Below are 19,224 nucleotides of genomic sequence, written 5' to 3'. Positions count from 1 at the left end.
ACCAGGCAGCCCGTATTACCTGCCGGGCGTTAACAGGCAGAGGATCCATAAATGAAGAAAGCCCTAACCGTACTCTGCGCCGCGCTTGTGCTGAGCACCCCCCTGGCCAGCTTTGCTCAACCGGGCCCGGGCCGCTACGACGATGGCCCATCCCATCAGGGCCACCCGCCACACGGCCAACCCGAGCGACATGATCGCCATGACAACGGTCGCTACCCGGCCTACCACAACCCGAACTTCCGCCCCGAAGCGGGCATGCCGATGCCACACCAGCAGTGGCATCGAGGCTATGTGGTGGAACCGCGTTATCGAGCCGACCGCTACTGGGTGACCGACTGGCGCGCGCGACATCTGTACGCACCACCACGCGATCACCGCTGGTTGTACGTGAACGGTGACTACGTGCTGGTGGCGATTGCAACTGGCGTGGTCGTCAGCGTCCTCTCCGGTTATTGATTCCGACAGCCACAAAAAAGCCCGCATCAGCGGGCTTTCTTGTTTCTGCCGAACTTAATGCTCAGGGTTCTCAGAAAACATGGGTTCCACGTGGAACATCGCGTGTTGTGCTGGGGGCGTGTGGGATCACAAAAAAGGTGACATTGGATGCTCAGAGAGCTGGGAGCAACCGTCACTTCCTCTGTGAATCAACCCTATGAAAATCACAAAAAAGTCGAGAATCGCCTACCGTTCTCTCAGAAAACTTGAACGTATCTCCATCCAGAGACGGAATGGGTGGGCCGTTTCAACGATTGTCACACTAGGATAGCTAGCTTGTTTTCGACCGCGGTATACAAATCCACATCACTCTCCGGGGTTTTGATAGAAATGATCAGGCTGTAACGAGCAGGGAGCGCGTATCGGTTGAGATTAGGCCGGGTTCTCCACCAACCCATTCCAGGAAACACAGCCAGCAAGCCACGGCTTGCGAGATCAGCAGCAGTGCCTTTCCAAATGTCTTGGTGAATGGACCCTTTGTGCCTGTATTGCCCCCCGAGAAGCCAATCTGGATCCTTCGGTGCCATGCCTTCATTCACCTGCTCAGCCGCCGCATTTACGCGCCCCACAAAATCATCAGGCCCTTCCAAGGGCCGCTTAACATCGAATCGTAGGCGGTGCGATGGATAGTGATATTTGGACGCGGAGCCACGAGCAGAGGGATTCGGCTCGACAAAGTACGAAAGGGTGACCTTCATCTCCACCTCTGCACCTTGCAGAGCTTCAAGCTCATCCTTTGGCCAAGGGATGTTGTGGAGGTTCATTTCCTTCGTATCGATCTTCCCCTTGCCTTTCTTATAAGGGTAGAGCTGGTCCTCCACCACCAAGGTGAGAGAGTTGCCCGCACTCCAAAGAGCGCGCTCAAGACTCGGTTCTCCCCAGCCGGCATGTCGAATGAGGTTTACGTAGTCCGATTTCACTGGGCGAGCAGGAAGATAAGCGTCACGCATAGCTTCCGACCATTCTGCTGAGTGAACAATCAGGGCGCGGACTGTCTCTGGACGTAAGGCCGGATACTGAACCAGAATTTGGGCCGCCATACGAGAGCACAATGCCGACGCCGCGCTCGTAGCGTTAAAGGTACAGAATCGTCTTGCCTCGAACTCATTCTTGGCGGTGAGCAGATTAAGGCTCGCCATCCCTGCGGCGCCATACCGGTCCTTGGCAGCATTGCCCCCCTCAAAAACCACGTCTGGTTTCAATGGCCAGGCACTGTCCCAGGTAGCAGAGGTTGTGGTGAAGGGGCTGAGCCCACCTTCTTGCGCTATTGGATCATAGGCCGTGGGTCTCGTGTCCGTTTTGCGGGTACAGGCACCCACTGTCAGAGCGTTCCAAGCCTGCCCCGGATCATGGATCAAGTTGGTGCTCAAGCTCGCGGGGTAAAGCATCCACGCGTTATTGTCTCGAATGTTCCCGGCCGATTGGATAAACAACCTGGGGAACTCACCTTCGTTGTCGGCATCCGCAGCCAGACTATCCAGCTTTGAAGACCAGGAGGATGGGCGACCTCGGTCACGGTAGTCCTCGGCGCTAACTGCTGAATTAAAGACCCTGGATCGATCCGCGTGGCTAATTTCTGGTCGCGCCACCCCTTCAGCAAACAACGATGCATGAAGCAGTGCGTTCCCCTCGTTCGCCCCATGGCTTGGAAGAAGCTTAACCGACTCAAGCCGATGTTGAATGCTCACACGTTCAAGTGATGATAAGCAGTCGGTAAGATCGCCATAGGCTGCAAGGGCTGCCATACCGGTGCCGTGGTTCTCGTCATCGTGCTTACCCCAAAGAGGATTGACGGTGTGAGTATCCTCATCCTCCATCAGTGGACTGAGCAAGGGGTGGGCGCGATTGACCCCAGAATCCAGCAAACAAATCCTGGGAGCGCGATGATTGACCGCTGGGAAATCTGTTCTCGCAACCAATTCATCCAGCCATTCGATTTGCTCTTCATTGGCCAAGTCATCGAAGCTGTCCGCGGTTTCTTTGGCTCGACGAAGCTCTGCGACACAATTGAGCCCCATCACCGATTGCGAAAATTGGCGCTGAGAACCTTTCATCAGCACCACAGTTCGTTCGGGAAAATCAGCTCGCGCTTCGCTGACTACGCATCCACTACCTTCGACGATCTTGGTGAAGTCGCTAATAACGGCCTGGCGCGCACCTCGTACCGGAAGCCACACCTCCCACCAAAACTCTTTTGATTTGTCGTTCGGCAGCAAATCTGGATCGTCTGTCCATAACGCTTCCAGCTCGGCGTTGCGAATCGATTCGATCGTGTTGATTAGGTTACGGTGGTCTCGGGCATTACCGTTCTTGTCCTTCTTTTCCTGAAGGTACTCCGTAACGATCTTCTCAAAGTGATCGAGCTTGCCATCGGGGACGAAGACGTTGGCAATGGTCTGGTCTCCCTCTTGGCGTACGCTGAGGAGTTCGATTTTCTTGCGCTCATCACCAAGGCTCTGGAATGCCATTTCCACATCGGGTTGACCGATGAACTGGATTTGCAAGCCCAAGCCGCTTTCAACATCTATCCCCTGTTGAAAGTTCTTAGCTGCTTCGGCCATTGGCTTCAATGCGTGCAGTTGATGCTGAAGTGACGCACCATGCTGGTGCCTTGGCAAATCTGGGATCTGCGGTTTTACCCCTCCCTTAGGGGCATGCGCAGTGAAGTCTTTCGGCTTAGAATTTTTTGGCAGTATTAAGTGTTCACGCTTTGCGTTTCTTTTGTCCGGCATGGCTCGCTGCTACGTTGTTTTGCCAATTTCTGGCTGAGCAGTTGGCGGTCCATCAATGCCTTGCCCAGCGTCTGTCCTTTGACGCGTTCTTCATCGTGCATAACGGCATCTTTGATAGCGTCATCCACCGCCCGCCGGATTTCGGCATAGCTCAAACCAGCAGCCTTTTCCCCAATGGCCTTGGATGAAAAAGGCTTAGGCGCGAAATGTCCAAGCCGCGAACGAATAAGACTCGATGCTTGTTCAGCAGTCGGTAAGTGATACTCGATGACGTCATCGAAACGACGAAATAAGGCGTAGTCAAGGATCTCGGGGTGATTAGTCGCGGCAATGATTAGGCTATTTGACTGGTCTTCTTCGATCATCATCAAAAAGCTATTTAGTACCCGGCGTATCTCGCCAACATCGTTTGGCATTCCACGCTGGGAACCAATTGCGTCGAACTCATCAAAAAAATAGACACCACGGACTTCAGCTATGGCATCAAAAACCTGCCTCAGCTTCGCCGCAGTTTCACCCATAAACTTGGTAATAAGCGTGTCCAAACGGACAAGAAAGAGCGGTACCCCGAGCTCACCAGCAAGAGCGGATGCAGTCATGGATTTACCCGTTCCTGGGGGGCCTACTAACAGCACCTTCCTGCGAGGAGAAAGCCCATGCTCTCGTAGACGAGAAAACATTCGTTGCTCTTTCAGCACTCGTTGCAACTGAGCTGATGCTGCTTCGTCGAGAACCATCTCAACGAAACGATCTTTTGGATAGGTAACGCTCAGCAAGCCCGCCATTTCGCCGCGAGGCTTGGCAAGGGGAGTGGGACTATTGCGTCGACCTTCAAGACTCACGCTGCTTTTAGCAGCATCGATCATGTCGCGCAGATCGGTCGCGAGCTTGCCATGGCCCGATTTAGCTTCGCGTGCGGCAACCTGCATCGCTACGGAATAGAACTGACTGTCATCCCGTTCGATGTGAGATTTCACGAGCGCTTTGAGCTGTTCGGCGCTGGCCATTTCTGTTACCTGATCTCTGCAAAAAATGCCCAATCCGTGGCTATTGCGACGACGCGGTGCTCAGGATAGGAGGGAATCAATGACTCGCATCCTGCTCGTCAAAGCAGGATTACGTTATGCCACCATGGTAGCAGTTAGAGGCAAGGGAGACGACTCTAATCCTATGAGCGGTGTCCTGATTTGGGGTAGGGAGATCGCCTCAATGAGAGCTCGATCGATGCTCAGGAGCATCAGAGTGATGCGTCGGCATGGTGGTCATTTTGAGGTCGACTATGCTGACCAGTTGCCCTCAAATCTAATCACGAGGTCGTCCATGCCCCCCCTAATCTCCTGGCACGATTTAGAGATGAAGTCCTCCTGACCGGGCCTGAAAGCTCCCTACTCAGAAACCTATTGCAGTTCTGGCTTGGGGAGCTTCAGGACCATCTGGAGAGATATTTCAAAGCCCTAAACTCGGATTCAGATGCTGAAGAGAAGGACCTCGACATCTCCCTGCCACTCGCAGCGATCATCCATATCCTGTTCGCGAAAATGGTGGTGAACCGATTTCTGAGAGCTTTGAAAAGCTCTATGAGTATTTCCAAGACTACCGGCTCGAACTGGCCCTAGAAGAGATCAACCCAAGACTAATGTGGCGGCCGAGCCTGCAACCATTGAGACCATCTTCACCAACCGAGATGTCCTGGTCGAACGAAACCCTCCCCTCCAGTAGGCCCCTACAGAAATGACATCTGGCGGATACGCCGGTGATGCCTATACGTTGGGATTCGAATGATAGTCATTGATGGAATGTATTCTGACTGCTACCGAGATCAGAGAATGAAAGAAATCGGTGCGCCGATGTTCGATGTAATCGCATTGTCGCTTCCGCGGGGATTGGGGTTTGGCGATAACCCGCCAGTTGGCGCATGGCTCAGTGAGGACGGAATTTCTTGTGCAGCTCTAACCCGAAATGTCCATTCTGGCTGCTTCGGAATAATCACCTTACGGCGTCGTGTCGATAGCGTATGGGTCTCCCTCAGGCGCAGTGAATCTCTCGCTGGTGAGTCCGAAGCCCGCAATTCAATCAGGCTCTTTCTCGATACCCCAGCCCATCCGCTTCCACTCCCTTCAGGCGAACGACGACGTGCTCCTCTAAGTAGAATGGGAAAGGGCACACCAAGCAAGGTGTTCAAATCACTATTTGATCCCAGCCGACGCATTGGTGCCTGGGTGCTGAATCAGCTGTATCTTGCACTGCCGTCCCCAGACAGAAATTGGGTCCCCGATTGCCAGACTGCGAATTTTCACACCTGCCTTTGGGAGGCTCACCTGTTAGCGATTTTTCGCGAACAGGGACTCTTGGTCACCCAACCTAAAGAATCACCCGATTTTCACATCGAGAATAGGCTGGGAGGTGAAGCCTGGGTTGAAGCAGTGACAGCCAACCCGGAAGAACGGTATGAGCATTTTGGCGCCTCGCCTGTCCTCCCACCCGCTGACCAACGCGAGCGCTTCTTAGGATCTGCTGCAGAAAGGTTTGCGAAGACCATCCAAAACAAATTGGACAAGCGTTACGAAGCCCTACCGCACGTGGAGGGTCAGCCGAACATTCTGGCCTTAGCCGATTTCCATGAGCCCAGTTCAATGCTGTGGAGCAGGGAGTCGCTCATCAGCTACCTCTATGGATTTTCAGTTCACTCATCAGCGCATAGTGGAACGCACCTGATAACTGTGCAGGAAGAGACATCTCTGCTATCAGGGCGCCCCAACGGCCTATTTACGCTAAGGGAAAATGCCCATCTTTCAGCGGTCATTTTCACCAATGCCTGCACAGTACCAAAGCTCAGCCGAGTGCCTATCTCAGGTGGAGCTCATCTAGGCGGGTACCGATACTTGCGGTTTGGTGAGATTTTCGACCGTTCTCCAGGTGCATCACGAGGTATCCCATTTTTGTTGGACGTAGCGTCCAGCGACTACGGTCAGCTCTGGCCGCAGTATGGCTACGAGCCGTGGTCTGCTGAAGTTGAGGTCTTCCATAACCCTATGGCACGACATCCGGAGCCTAATGAGCTGATACCAGAAGTCACTCATTGGAGAGAAGTAAACGGAAAAGTCGAGTGCGAGTCTTTCTTTGATATATCCATACTCCGATCTAGGACACTCGTCCTCAGTGCTAACGCTAAGGTTCCGTCACTCGATGAGTTACTGACAGCATCCAGTCCTCCAGGGCTCTGACGGCGACGGGGTGGCCGCATCTTTGCCACGCAGGTAGATGAAAATTTCTCAGCAAGCTACCCAGCCAGGGAAGGACATGAGATCTCCTGCGCAATTCAGAACCGTTGAGACCTGATGTCGGAAGACAAGGTCAAGGCTATCAAGAACCTACGCCTTAGCGCCAAGGTGGCCATGGTGGGTGACGGCGTGAATGACGCCCCTGCCATCGCCAATTCGAGCGTTGGCATCGCAATGGGGGCTGCCGGATCAGATGTCGCCCTAGAAACCGCTGATATCGCGGTTATGGCTGACGACTTCAGGCAACTCCCATTTGCGGTGGGGCTGAGCCGTCACACGCGATCGATCATCCGCCAGAACCTGTTCGTCAGCCTGGGGATTGTGGCCATTTTGGTTCCGTCTACCATCATGGGCTTGAGCATTGGTGCCGCTGTTGCGATCCATGAGGGCTCCACACTGCTGGTCGTCTTCAACGCCTTGCGGTTGTTGGCCTACCGCAGAAGCACCTGACCCCTGAGCTTCAATCATGAAGCTAAGCAGGGAAATGACCTGAAGTAGAAGTACGGTCGTGCGCGATCAGCGCACGACCCGTACTTTTCTCTCACTCGTCGATCCCGATTCGCTTGAGGCTTTCAAGGGCCTTTCCACACTCAGGTGAGCCGTGCCGTAAGCCGCAGGCCAACGCAGCTTTGAGGCTCATGACACCGGCTACGAAACCGACTTGATTGCCGACCCCATGTCCGTTCGCAAATCCCTGATCATACGCAATCTCCACAAGTGCATTGATCGCCGCCAGGGTGTCTTGTTTGTTGGTACTGTTCTGCATATCTACTCCGTAAGCATTCAGCTCATATCGCTCGGTTAGGTGGCGGTGCCTTCAGGTTTGGGGTGAGCGAATCCCGCTCCCATAGCCAATCCCTAACGGAGGGCACAGCCCGCCACCATAAGGAAAATCAGCTATTGAGAGCAGGTGACTCGTTTTGGTCACCCGTGCTGCTCGCCTCACCGCATTGGCATTGAGTGGGTACATCCGGATAGTCGCTGTGATTCTCAATGAATAGCGTTCGGCAGGTTTCGCACCCATAGATCCGGGGCAGAGATTTAAGGCCGCTCGGCAGCACGTCGCTCAAAGGCTCGTTGTGCCAAGGAGCCCCGTCAAGGATCCTGGAGCGCAGGATGTTTCCAAGTCGCCAGGTATCACTTTGTGCGCGCCAGGACCACATCGGCGCAGAAAGCGAATACTGGATGAAGGTCTCTTGTGACTGCTTGGAGAGCGGGTACTTAGGGCGGGTCCAGCCGGAATCGATGATGCTGAACCCCATGCCCATTTCTGCGCTCGGATGGGTCTGTTCACCAAAGAAACGGTCATGCGTCGCTGGAGCCGTCGCATGATGGTCAGTCGGTGGGAATACCCACAGATAACACTCATCTCGGTTGACCATGCTGATGAGCTCGCTTGGCCCCCGCATAGGGGAATTTGCAGCCAGGGCGAAGCGATCCTTCCACGACATTTTGGGAGGCGGCGCAATACCAGCGGCGATGGCCAATGTGGCAGTCTTGGGGACGAAGCGATCGCCTAGCTCGTTCAGATCCAGATTCTTGCAGAGGGCCTTGAAGGCCTTTTTGCGAGTCTTCGAGGTGAAGGAGGGGTCAAGGAGCAGGCGAACCTGGTTCACGCCGATTCCCGCGGTTCGTAGCACCTCGATGACTTCTTCAGCCACACCGACTGCTTGAAGATCGGTCAATCCTAAGCACGTTTTCGCCCGCTCAACCGCCGCGTAGAGGTTGTACTGCCGTGTCTCGTTGTCACGACAGACTTGGATTGGCAGCTTGTCTTGGGTGGCAACTTGCGGTGCAACGGAGCCGATGGCCGCGTGTAACAGCTGGTGGATGTGCTGATGAGAGTACGGACGGCCAGTAGCCGAGAAAGAGGCGTGCAGCTGAGCAGCGAGAGGTTGAAGCAGCTTTTTTGCAGACATGACTATCCCCTAATGAGCGACGTTGGGGTAGCTGCGCTTGTAGGGCCGTTAGACGCGAAGCAGGACGTCGAATCAGGTTCAATCATGAGTAGGAGTCAGGTTTGGTTTGCTTGCACGGCCACCATGCAAAACCTGACGCGGCAATCAAAACAGATTCGCCGAGTTTTGGCAAGAGAGGTCACCAGGTGAGCGAGAGCAGGTAGGAGGAGCACGCTCCAAGCTTGATCACGTCAGAAAACAGGAAAGTCGGAAGCACATTGAGCGCTTCCGGCTTTCTCACGTCAGACTGATGGGAGTGATCAGAAGACGTATTGCAGGCGGGTCACGATGGCATTGCCGCTGTCGTCGCCCATGCGATTGCCATTGGTGCCGGCATTGCCGCCGCCATTGGTATCTATGCCGCGAACGCCCAGACGAGAACGAATCCGGGTTTCGACCGCGCTGTTTTTGAGGTCGCGGTAAGCGTACTGAGCACCGATGTGCAGGACGTTGCCATCACTGTGCAGCGGGGCGAACCCGGAGCTGGAAAAACGCAACGTCATCAGCTTCTCGAATGTGAGATCTTGCGGCACCGCCACTGCGGTTTCGCTGCAATGCATGTTTCTGGACGTCGGCAAGGATGAGTACAAGGACGGCTTAGCCAAGAGCCGAGAAGGGCTACTTGAGGTGCTTCAGCGCGCAGGCATCAGCGTCATGTGGACTGTCAATAACTCGGGATGCAAAGGAGTCTGTGACCGGGTACCGGGACAGCTGGAACGATCCGAAGCCGACGGTACCTGGGGAATGTTTCAAGATACAGATCGAACCGTTTGCAACCTGCAACCTGTTCAAGCGCGGTCACAGATTGCGCCTTGAGATTGCCGGCAGCAATCTCAAGGTTCGACGTTAACCCCAACAGCGGTGAGCCGGAAGGCTGCGCGAACAAAAAAAGGACTGCTCGAAATACCGTACACGTGGGGGCTAAGCGGCCCTCCAGGGTTCAGCTAACGGTCGTCCAAGCGCCAGCTGGTAGCTGATAGTGGTAGAGCGGCATCGCTTGGCAGCAGTTCCTGACAGCTGCCGAGCGCTGTCCCTGTAAACTAGTTTTTTTACTTGTTAACCACTGTAGTTAACAGGTAAAAAATAGGTTTACACGATGCTTACCTCTACGCGTTCGACTCCAGCAAATCGCCTAGCTCTTCACGGGCCATATCCACTCGGTCCATCCTGCGATAGGGATGATCAACGGGCATTCGGATGAGGCTCTCGAACCAGACCGGATCGAATTTGAGCACCTCCTTGTGGATGTGCTCAGGCTCGCCTTTGCGAAGCTGGGACACTACAAACTCCATGCTCTCAACCAGGCCGGACTCCTCGTTATCCTTAGAGATCCGGTGGCGTATGAAACTCATCTTGAGGTCGAAGTAGGGGCCCTTCATCCCAGGAAGGCTCTTCGCCTCCAGCCGGCCTTTGGTGCTGATTTCCGCCCCTGGCACTTGAGACTCTATCGCTTCCACAAGCTCAGCATTTCCACCTATCTTCTGGCCAAACAGCCGAGTGGCGTCCGACATATAGGCGAAGATCCATGGCACGTTGCGTAGCGTCGCACCGGTATAGAGGTAGCCGCGCTCCCCTTTGTAACGCTGCAGCATGCCTCGCAATACTTTCTCCGACAGCACCACCTGGATCTCCTTCTCCAGGATGTAAACCACGCGGTCAAATTGTTCTATCAAAAGCCTGAGAATTTTCCGCGGTACGCCGTCAAACCCGGTTTTTCGGTCGGTCTTCTTGTGCTGACGGGGCTGGAAGTACGGGCAATCGTTACGGGCCTCTCCATCAAATGGAGCGATACCGCGAATGCTCTTCGTCGCGTGCTTTCCGAAGGGATTTTTTACGTTTGGGGGTAACTCATACAGCCCAACCAGCTGGACAGGGTTGTCGCATGCCGGGCACACCGCGAACTGAGCCAGCTTACCCGCGCTTCCGGGCTGATACCACGGCTCCCTGCGGAAGGTCTCAGCCTCGAACCGATCCTTGTCGATGGTTTTGCTTTCAGTGTCTTCAATGCGGAGCTTGTACACATCCATCTTTGCCAAAACCGTATCAATAGAAGGTTTATTGATCGTACCCAGCGAAGTTCGGTATCAGGAAGGCCTATCTGCCTCTTAGTCGGTCACCCAGAGGTGAAAAGCCTTGCCAGAAGCATGGGATTACCCCGTAAGGAGTCTGTGGGGTCCAGAAACAATTAACCCCCTGGTGCGCAGTGCAGGTCAGGGACCTGCCGGAGGCGTGGGGGCTATTCTTAGAGCCACATTATCATCCGCATCGGGACCGATCAATTGGCATCGGCGTCGGTGGGATCAGTTGGTCAGCCAGGACTCAACTACCTCAGAGCCATATTCGATTTTCCAGGCCTTTAGCGTGCGCTGATTGCCGCCTTTGGTCTCAACGATCTCCCCGCTGTGTGGGTTCTTGTAGATCTTCACCTCACGTGCTTTCCGAGTGGCCTTTGGAGCAAAAGCTGCAGAGGCCAAAGGCTGCGGATCGAGGATCTGGATCACCTGACGCAGGCCGTAGCCGTATTCGTTGAGTAGGCTTCGGAGCTTCGTTTCGAACTCCATTTCCTGCTTCAGAGCAGAGTCATTTTTCAGCGCTTCCAGCTCAGCCAGCTGGGTTGCGAGCTGTTGTTCGAGCAAGCGGAATTCTGCGAGACGGGACATGAGATTCATCCAAGATGATGGCCTTTGATTTTACAATCAAGATAGTGAGGATGCTAAGCATCTTGATGCCTGCTCACGAGCTCCATCATCCGAAAGTCTGAGCGACCTCAGTAGAACCACCATCGATAAGAGATTTATTCTTGGCTTCACGCCATCTGTCAGTAGCCCCTGGAAGACTCAGCTTGGTCCATTTCTAAGCGTCGGATAGTCGTATAGTAGTGGCGACCCAAATAAAAACCCCGCCAAAAGGCGGGGTCTGAAGCTTAATGCTCAAGGCGATCCAGCATGTCCAGCACTCCACTGAACAGGCGACCGGCGCTGTAGATGCCGGTGATAGCTCTCAAACCACGCCAAAGTTGGCGCATAGAAAGGGGCAATCCCATAGGGGAGGGTCCTTGGTTTGGAGGAGCCCTAGGCCCGACCACCTCTCCGGGTTTGGTGGTCGGTTACTAAAGAAATGTCGAGTCGCTTTAGTACCCAGAAATTCCGTTGGTGGTCCCACTTTCCCGGCCGCAGAGAGTTTCCAATTCTCAAACGGTGAAGGGGCCAGCGATAGACAGCTACCGCACGTCATCTTTTACCACTGATCGGTTCACCCACCTATAGCGGTATTGTTTGTTTCTTAAGGGTAAGCCTCATTTTTCCGACGAACGGTAATTAGAGTTTACCGATATCGGTAATACCAACCCAACACACCCAATACAGCGCCGTATGCGGACAGAAATTCTGCCATCATGCGGCCAATTTACGGCTAAACCGTTAATAACACTCGTTTTTGGCGATTCTGCGCTGATCTGCGCAGATTTCGGATGATGCTTCGTGAAACGTCGTGAAACGCGATTAAGCTATCTGAAACGCTCGTTACTCAAAATTGAGTAACCGAACGGGTTCCGTAGGAGCATTTACTTACCATGTCAGCATCGCTATATTCAGCTCGTCGAGTCGCTTTAGTACTGTTAAACAGAACGATTTCTCCAAAAATCGCTTCTGCCGAATTAGCCGCCCTCCAAGGCGGCTTTTTCATGCCTGCCGTTTACCGCAGCCACAGCGGAGAGAATACCATGCCAGCTAGCACCATCAGCGGCGTGGATCATCGACTCTCAGAGAATCTGTTTGCCAGGGGGATGCACGCTGTCTGCCCTGATCATCGGACTGATTTTACCGCAGGATCAATCACCAATCCGCGCAAACCATCAGCCCAGTCCCCCCTCAGAAGCTGTCCTTCAATCGGTCTGATCGCACGGCCGATCAGAGAAGCTGTACGGCAGATCCTTCTCGCTGAAGCCAGAGGAGGGTTCAAACTGCCGTAAGGGTAGCCGCCCCTGATCTGCCTCAGCCCTCGGGGGCAGTCATAATCACTGGCGAACTCACTACCAATTGCGCGGCGGCGGGGATAACTCCCACCACTTTAGTCTTATGCTCGGCACCTCCCAACCATACCGGAGGGCACCAGGAGCGCAATGAGGTTGGGAGATGGCTCCGACTACCGGTTCCTTCGTTGCTCTAGCTAGTCTGGACAACAGGGTCTAGAAACGGTGTGAGCTACCATCCTCATCTTTGGAGTAGGTGCCATAACTGACATGCACCTCTTGAACCTCCGCCTTAATCTCGACGGCTTTGATCGCATGAACGGTAATCGCTTTGAGGTCGAGTCGAAGAGCAGGCTCACGGTTACGTGCGTAATAGGTTTCCCAATCCCACTTAAAAACATTAGGAAGCACCCGCGATGACGTCGCGGCGGATTCAGCTGGCTTGTCCACCTGCAGCCAATAGGATGGATACGACCTTCCCGTGTCGTAGTCGAAGTCTTCGACCTCAGCAGAAAATCGAGTATCTGTCGGGAAGTCCAAGGCTTCCACGAGGGAAGCCTTATGGAAGAGCACTACGTTTACCCCTACGCCATCCTGGACTGAAGGGAAGATGATTCCATCGATGGAAGGCGCCTGTACTGTCGACAGATAATCAGCGACAGCTTGAGTGATTAGGTATGCGTGATCTTGCTCATTCGGCATCACAGGCAATACCAGTCGGCGGCTTAAACTGCGCAAAAAGCCGTACCTTTCCAGCTCTGCGCCGTAGTCAGGATCGAAATAGCTTCCATGGCATCTGAGTCGCTCCAAGGTTCTTAGGTCCAGAAGCTGCAGGCTGCGGACGATGTCGAATTTTGCTACGACGACTTTGCTGCCGACGACAGGACGAACCTCGGCAAGGGCTGACTTTTCCTCTCTCGCACCATAAAACACCGAGACACCTGATGAGTTCATCCGGTTTGCTCTAGCAGTCCGTCCTGGGGGAGGCCCCAAAGCCTCCACAGGTCGCTGGAGCGCATCCTGGAGAGATTCAGCAGATTGAAACTCCCTCGCTCGGTACAACCCATCGATCTCGCAACCCGGACCAGCTTTGACGATTGCCAGATCTCGTGAGAAGGAGCGAGCCGTGTCCAAGCCTGAGAAGACGGACTGAAATAGCTCTAGGACCTCTTGATTGAAAAGCCTGCTTTCATGCTTGAGGCTGTGCTCAAGGCGGTTCCAGCGCTCTACCCACGCTGAAGTCGAGGCCGTTTTTAACTCATAGTGGGATTCGGAAGAAAACTCACACTCACCATCGTAGCCATCTCCTGGACTGTACCGATCGTGCTTTTCGCTCAGGATGCTTTGCACATCCTCGGCGATCTCTTCATCACATTCCAAGATCTCGCCAATGACCTCCACAACCGGCTCGCCTGTTCGGTCCCAGTCGTATTCACTTTCTTTATCACGCAGCATTGCATACTCATAGGCAGTCGGCTCATCAGCTGTGCGCTCGAAGTGCGTCTCGAAAGCCTTCTCCACCAATTCCGACAGGCTCAAGACATCCATCCTAGGAACCTTACGCTTACTGCAGTAAGAGCAAGTGCCGGCGCGTTGCTGCTGAATCATGTTTTGTAAATATGATTCTTGAACACAGTCGGAACACACCCACTTCGACGCATCTTGCTCACTCTTATCCATGACCCAACCTCAAGGAGTAGAAACCATTTTGGTCTGTATTTTGCAAACCTGGGAGCTCTGGGAGAACTATTTCCAGCTGTCGAGCTGACCCCGCGATAACGAAGGTGAGTGAGCAACGTCTGTTTTATAGGAACTCCTTGCCCAGCTTTGCGATGACACAGTGATGAATGCCAAGCGACTAGCCCGCGTGGGCCGAGCATCATCCTAGTGCTCGCCGCCAGTGATCATCAAGCGCTCCGTGATCTCCATTTCACCCAAGATGTCCGCTCCTCGTCCACCAGTGCGTCTGTCATAAGATGGTCCGAAGAGGCGACGAAAAAGCAAGACTGAGCCTGTAATCAAAGTATCTACAGCATATTGAGCGTCAAGCAGTCACTTACTCACGTTCAACCGCTGCGCGAAGGCCGTTCCAAGAGGTCAACAAGCTCCCAAGCTGCATCAGAATTTTCGTACCGCTTAATCATCCCCCAGCCTGCGATGAACTCGCACTGTACATACCCTCAGTACTCATTAACGGCAACATCGATTTCAAATGATATCGAACGGGGCTAGCATTCGACGACAAGGTCAAGGCACAATGCCATCCTCATCGTTGTGATATAAAGGTTTACTACTAAAATGAAGCTAGAGTCAAAAGATCCAATAATTAGGACCATAATTTCTCAAGTAGAAGAAAACGAGATTGATTTAGAGCCAGACTTCCAAAGAGGCGAAGTTTGGAACACCGCAAAAAAACAGATGCTCATTGATACAATTTTAAGAAACTGGCAAATGCCACCTGTTTTTGTGGTATCTAGTGAAAACGGTTTAGACAAAGCTGTTTTAGACGGCCATCAACGACTAACTTCAGTCATGGACTTTTACAACAACAAATATAAAATCGATGGACTTATCCAACCATCTAGCACCGAGATTGAGAGCTTACACAACCTCTACTACAAAGATCTTCCCGAACAAGTAAAGAAAAGGTTTCAAAATTACTCAATCAGAATGTTCGATATAACCGACTATAACGAATCGGAACCATTTGAATTATTTTTCCGACTAAATCAAAGCGTAAAACTAACTTCAGCCGAAAGAAGAAATACTTTTTACGGAAAAGTTCGAGAGCAGGTCAAGAAACTTGTTTTATTAATGGAGGACCTAAATTATAGTCGAGACACTATTGGCTTTTCTAATACTCGCCTTTCGTATCACGACGTGATCGTTCGAGTAATGTTAGCGCTAGAGACAAAATCATTATCTCGTAAAATGACTGATGCGGAAATCACTGATCGGTACCGGTCACATATTTCGTTTAGCCACGACATCGAATCAAGAATTGCAACGTCATTGGAGCTACTAATAAATGCAATCCATAGAACAGGTAAGTTAAAACTAAGCAAACCTTCTTTATTTTCAATCATTGAATTTATATCTGAACACTCGCACAGTTTTACTCACGTTGAAGTAGAAGCATTCCTTAATAAATACAAGAGTGCACTCTCTTTAAGAGAACAAATACTCAGCACTTCTTCAGTTTTGGATGCATGGCTCCTAAAAGAATATACCTATCGCTTAAGCACCAGCGTCAACGATTCAAAATCCTTAATCATCCGAAGATTCTTCTTATATTACACAGCTTTCAACGCACAAGTTCTACCAGGTACCATGAACAAGGATATTCATGAAACCATTAGTGAGTTGAGCTACAAGCTAAGCGAACTACAAACAGACGAGGCATACGATATTTTAATTAACAATCACTGGGGTTCTATCGCATGAAATTGGCATCACTAGGTGACATGCGAAGAAAATTAGTCTTTGCGAACCCCAATGAAGGCGCGACGCGTGCTTTATGTACATCCGATGGAAGAGAACTAAAGTTTCACTTGATAAATACCTTTTGCGGGCTGAATGGATCTGGAAAAACTAGGCTTTTGAAGTCCATAGAAACCACTGAGATAATCTCTACAGTAGACGGATTCGAAATACACAAATTCGACCCAAAATCGATTTATATTAGTCCAGCTGAATTAGTATCGCAGAGCATAAGAAAAACAATTCAACTTAAGTCACAAGGAAGCTTTGACGAGCTGATTCAGGCGTTCGAGCCCTTCGATTTCACCCAAATTCTGATAGATAGAGTCAATTATATAATTCACTCGAATTTTAAAAAAATATCTATTTTGACTTTAGAAAATACAGAGGGTCAGCATGCAAACGAGGAAGCAACCTTTCAGTACATTTTAGCTGAGAAGAACGATGTAACCTGGGACACTCTCAATCTCTCTCACGGAGAAATCTACGCGATACTTATCGTTTGGATTATGGCAACCACTGAAGATTTCAACGTTTTTCTAATTGACGAGCCTGAAACCTTTCTCAGTCCTCTTGCCCAAACGAGACTTTCACATGTTTTCATCGAGTTCTCCGCAAGCTCGAAAAAAAACAACATTCAAGTCATTACTGCCACCCACTCTCCATACATACTAGATGCGATTGGATACAATCACTCATTCACAGTGAGTAAGAGTGGAGGTAAGCTGAGTATTGAACGAGCGAACAAATCGATTCTTAACAACATCGGCATAACGCACGAGCAAAAAAAAATCTTGCTCGTTGAAGATGCTAAGGCGAAATTTGTTTTAGAGTCTATTCTTGATAATTTTCTTCCTGCATGGAAACATGACACCATCGTGTTTTGTTGTAAGAATGGGGAGTCTGACCTTTCTGAAATATATAGTCGCATCATCGACAAGGGCGATAGCAAGATACTCCTAATTTATGATGCCGATATTAATAAAAAAGGAATTACATTTAATGAGGATGAAAAAAAATACTCATTAACCCTCCCTGGAAAAGAAGCGCCCGAAGAAGATTTAATTGAAGCTGTAAGTTCATCCCTAGCAGAATTTATTGACGCCTTCCCTGAGCGCTTTAAGAGAAAAATCCAAGACAGCCTAGAATCTGTTAACGGAACTAATCATCATGACTACTTTGTAGAGCTATCCAAAAGATCAGGCGTCAAAGAATACTTGATTCTTGAGTGCGCATTCCAAGTGTGGCTCAACAAACATAGTGAGGCATGCGCCTCCCTAATAGAGAAGATCCAGTCTTAGCCATTTTTACTAGCGGCATTAAAAACTGGCATTTTTTCAACAGAAACCGATGCTCAAGTCCCAAACTGGGACTTGAGGATTATCAACATAGGTCCATTGGCATCCTTCTCACAGCCTGAGTTGCTAGGCGTGGACAGACGCCTGCGCGGCATCTGGGTCACTGCCGTGAGTGGTCCTCCACACAAGGTAGTCAATCAATTTCTTGCTTCGCGACCATACGTATTGTCGACAGGAAGCATTCACCATTGTCGGGCCGGCAACAGGTCTGAACCTAATGTCCCATAGAAGCCTGAGTGAGTCTCTAGGGGACATTCCCAAGTAAGCTGCAATCTCAGGGCCAAGGATGTACCTCTGCCTGAACGTTTCAATCGCCTTCGGAGTGACTCGGTGCTGAGTGCACCGGCCAATTTTCGCAGGATTACTTTTTAGCAGTCCCAAACGGACGCAAGCGTAGGCGACTTCCTCCTTGACCCCCAGTATCACTGCTGCTTGGGGAACCGATAATCCGGAGAATTTCAAATCGCTTCCTCGAAAACGTTCCTCCATCCACAGAGAGAGATCAGCTGAATTCACTAACAACTGACCCAAGGCCGCCGACTCATCCTCATCGCTACGATAGGCCTGTAGGGCACCGGACTTGATTGCTTGAAGTAATTCGACGAGACCTCCCCCTGCAGGTAAATAGTGTTTGGCAATGAAACTGATCGTCACCAGCCCCGATTCAGCTACCAGATCGACAACATCCGGCATCAACTCATCAAGTGAATCTCTAGCCACCAACCATGGGCTGCGACCCACTTGGTGGTCTCCAAAGAATTCAAGAAGGCCGGCCGAGAGGAGTTGGCGGACGCGCGTCATGCTGAGACCTAGTATCTTAGAAGCCCCGTTCAACGTAACCGCCGCGTGTCTGTGATAAGACACCTCTTGAAGCTGTCCAAGGTGGACGACTCTAAGTAACCGCGAACCTCTCTTTTCCTCCCGGTGGTCAATGAGCCCGCGCAGGCAAAGATTCACCACTGCGGCTCTCGATAACCCCTGGTGGCTGAGGTACCGATTCCGGTTCGACAACGGTGCCGCCCATTCGTCAAGTAAGTAAGACTCAAATTCGTCTCGGACAAAGCTGAAGCAAGGAGCACTCAAGCTATGATGGATATCTCGGTAGATGGGACCAAAAGCGCTTGTCACCTTCCACTCGCCGGAACTGGAATGGTTGTGCTTGAGGTCGCCGAGAAACTTTCTGAATGCGGTGGGCCACTCCATGAGTATCCTGCCTGCAGCATCTGCCAACGTCCTAGGGACACTCATCGAGGACATATCCGGGACTTTAAGTTGCATCAATGTTTGAGCTCGTGTGCGCCGGACAGCGAAACGCGCCGCGAGCTCATGCAGATCGTTGAAGGGTAGCCCTGACAGTCCGCCAGCATCCGACAAAGGCGGTGAGTAGAACGCTTTCTCCAACGCCGAGGACAACCACTGGCACGGTTCGCTAGCAAACCGTGTGCATTCCTCAGGACCATGGCCACCAAGCGGCAACCCGCATGCTTTGCATCTATTATCGAGCATCGAGTTACGACAGGTTTTCGCGCTGCAATGCGGGCAGCAGTCTAAGAGTTCGGTTCGGTGGGAAGTACACGAGGTGACCAAAGTGATTTCCCAAGCCTCCCTCCAATAGCCTCCCTCAACCAGGCACTGCGCGCAAAACCTGGTACTGCGCACTGACCAAATTTTAAAAGGCCTGGTTATGGGTGAACGCAGCTCGACTGCTGCCTCAGACCAACTCCGCGGTGTATCAACATGGTGAATCCACTCGTTAACATCAGAGTCGTCCGCCTGCTTGAAAGCTTTGAGCGCGTCGATACCGGTGAGTCCGTTAGCCCGGGCAAGCCGTTGCAAATAGCCTGAGAGACTTTCGTCATGATGAGGTCGAGGGTTGATTAGAAGACCAAACATTTCTGCACATCCATGAAATCAGAAACAAAAAATCAGAAAAGTAGGGCTGGGCTAGAC

The 19,224-nt window shown here is 51.8% G+C and carries 12 protein-coding genes and 3 pseudogenes; 6 read left to right on the top strand and 9 right to left on the bottom strand.

Annotated elements, in window-relative coordinates; translation table 11 throughout:
- Nucleotides 1-51: 51 nt before the first annotated feature.
- Nucleotides 52-456, top strand: a complete 405-nt coding sequence (locus ACLEJU_RS08905; RefSeq protein ID WP_435421863.1) for an RcnB family protein — start codon at nucleotides 52-54, stop codon at nucleotides 454-456.
- A gap of 296 nt (nucleotides 457-752) precedes the next feature.
- On the opposite strand, the gene ACLEJU_RS08900 is transcribed toward ACLEJU_RS08905, so the two are convergent.
- On the bottom strand, nucleotides 753-3,227 hold the full coding sequence (locus tag ACLEJU_RS08900) for a S8 family peptidase (protein WP_435421862.1): 2,475 nt from the start codon (nucleotides 3,225-3,227) through the stop codon (nucleotides 753-755).
- The gene (locus ACLEJU_RS08895; protein ID WP_169912189.1) at nucleotides 3,191-4,234 is read right to left on the bottom strand and encodes an AAA family ATPase; all 1,044 of its coding nucleotides are present in this window, start codon (nucleotides 4,232-4,234) and stop codon (nucleotides 3,191-3,193) included. Before ACLEJU_RS08895 ends, ACLEJU_RS08900 begins: the two co-directional genes overlap by 37 nt.
- Before the next feature lie 2,325 nt (nucleotides 4,235-6,559).
- On the opposite strand from ACLEJU_RS08895, the pseudogene ACLEJU_RS08890 reads away from it, so the two are divergent.
- Nucleotides 6,560-6,958, top strand: a pseudogene (locus tag ACLEJU_RS08890) (HAD-IC family P-type ATPase); the annotation flags it as partial.
- Nucleotides 6,959-7,049: 91 nt separating this feature from the next.
- Here the strand turns inward: ACLEJU_RS08890 and ACLEJU_RS08885 are convergent.
- From ACLEJU_RS08885 to ACLEJU_RS08875, 3 genes and pseudogenes are all read right to left on the bottom strand, one after another.
- A complete protein-coding gene (locus ACLEJU_RS08885; RefSeq protein ID WP_004576058.1) occupies nucleotides 7,050-7,274 on the bottom strand; it encodes a hypothetical protein in 225 nt (74 codons plus the stop codon).
- Between the two features lie 127 nt (nucleotides 7,275-7,401).
- A complete protein-coding gene (locus ACLEJU_RS08880) occupies nucleotides 7,402-8,427 on the bottom strand; it encodes a hypothetical protein (RefSeq protein WP_435421861.1) in 1,026 nt (341 codons plus the stop codon).
- A 350-nt stretch (nucleotides 8,428-8,777) separates the two neighbouring features.
- Nucleotides 8,778-8,945, bottom strand: a pseudogene (locus tag ACLEJU_RS08875) (porin); the annotation flags it as partial.
- On the opposite strand from ACLEJU_RS08875, the pseudogene ACLEJU_RS08870 reads away from it, so the two are divergent.
- Both ACLEJU_RS08870 and ACLEJU_RS08865 read left to right on the top strand, forming a co-directional pair.
- Nucleotides 8,941-9,198, top strand: a pseudogene (locus tag ACLEJU_RS08870) (sulfatase-like hydrolase/transferase); the annotation flags it as partial. The pseudogenes ACLEJU_RS08875 and ACLEJU_RS08870 sit on opposite strands and share 5 nt — an antisense overlap.
- Entirely contained in the window at nucleotides 9,158-9,316 is a 159-nt protein-coding gene (locus tag ACLEJU_RS08865) for a CocE/NonD family hydrolase C-terminal non-catalytic domain-containing protein (RefSeq protein WP_435421860.1), read from the top strand. The pseudogene ACLEJU_RS08870 and the gene ACLEJU_RS08865, both read left to right, overlap by 41 nt.
- Before the next feature lie 256 nt (nucleotides 9,317-9,572).
- On the opposite strand, the gene ACLEJU_RS08860 is transcribed toward ACLEJU_RS08865, so the two are convergent.
- From ACLEJU_RS08860 to ACLEJU_RS08850, 3 genes are all read right to left on the bottom strand, one after another.
- Complete coding sequence (locus tag ACLEJU_RS08860; RefSeq protein WP_435421859.1) at nucleotides 9,573-10,493, bottom strand: hypothetical protein; 921 nt, start codon at nucleotides 10,491-10,493, stop codon at nucleotides 9,573-9,575.
- Between the two features lie 273 nt (nucleotides 10,494-10,766).
- Nucleotides 10,767-11,126, bottom strand: a complete 360-nt coding sequence (locus tag ACLEJU_RS08855) for a histone-like nucleoid-structuring protein, MvaT/MvaU family (protein ID WP_435421858.1) — start codon at nucleotides 11,124-11,126, stop codon at nucleotides 10,767-10,769.
- Nucleotides 11,127-12,652: 1,526 nt separating this feature from the next.
- Nucleotides 12,653-14,044, bottom strand: a complete 1,392-nt coding sequence (locus ACLEJU_RS08850; RefSeq protein ID WP_435421887.1) for an RES domain-containing protein — start codon at nucleotides 14,042-14,044, stop codon at nucleotides 12,653-12,655.
- 690 nt (nucleotides 14,045-14,734) lie between these two features.
- On the opposite strand from ACLEJU_RS08850, the gene ACLEJU_RS08845 reads away from it, so the two are divergent.
- Together ACLEJU_RS08845 and ACLEJU_RS08840 are read left to right on the top strand one after the other, a co-directional pair.
- Nucleotides 14,735-15,880: a DUF262 domain-containing protein gene (locus tag ACLEJU_RS08845; RefSeq protein ID WP_435421857.1), complete on the top strand. Its 1,146-nt coding sequence runs from the start codon at nucleotides 14,735-14,737 to the stop codon at nucleotides 15,878-15,880.
- Nucleotides 15,877-17,217, top strand: a complete 1,341-nt coding sequence (locus ACLEJU_RS08840; protein ID WP_435421856.1) for an ATP-dependent nuclease — start codon at nucleotides 15,877-15,879, stop codon at nucleotides 17,215-17,217. The genes ACLEJU_RS08845 and ACLEJU_RS08840 overlap by 4 nt, the downstream gene beginning before the upstream one ends.
- A 123-nt stretch (nucleotides 17,218-17,340) precedes the next feature.
- Here the strand turns inward: ACLEJU_RS08840 and ACLEJU_RS08835 are convergent, their stop codons facing one another.
- Nucleotides 17,341-19,167: a TniQ family protein gene (locus tag ACLEJU_RS08835; RefSeq protein ID WP_435421855.1), complete on the bottom strand. Its 1,827-nt coding sequence runs from the start codon at nucleotides 19,165-19,167 to the stop codon at nucleotides 17,341-17,343.
- Nucleotides 19,168-19,224: the final 57 nt, after the last annotated feature.

The sequence above is a fragment of the Pseudomonas sp. SMN11 genome, from assembly GCF_052041945.1.
Taxonomy (GTDB): domain Bacteria; phylum Pseudomonadota; class Gammaproteobacteria; order Pseudomonadales; family Pseudomonadaceae; genus Aquipseudomonas.
This window is presented reverse-complemented; position numbering and strand designations above follow the sequence as displayed.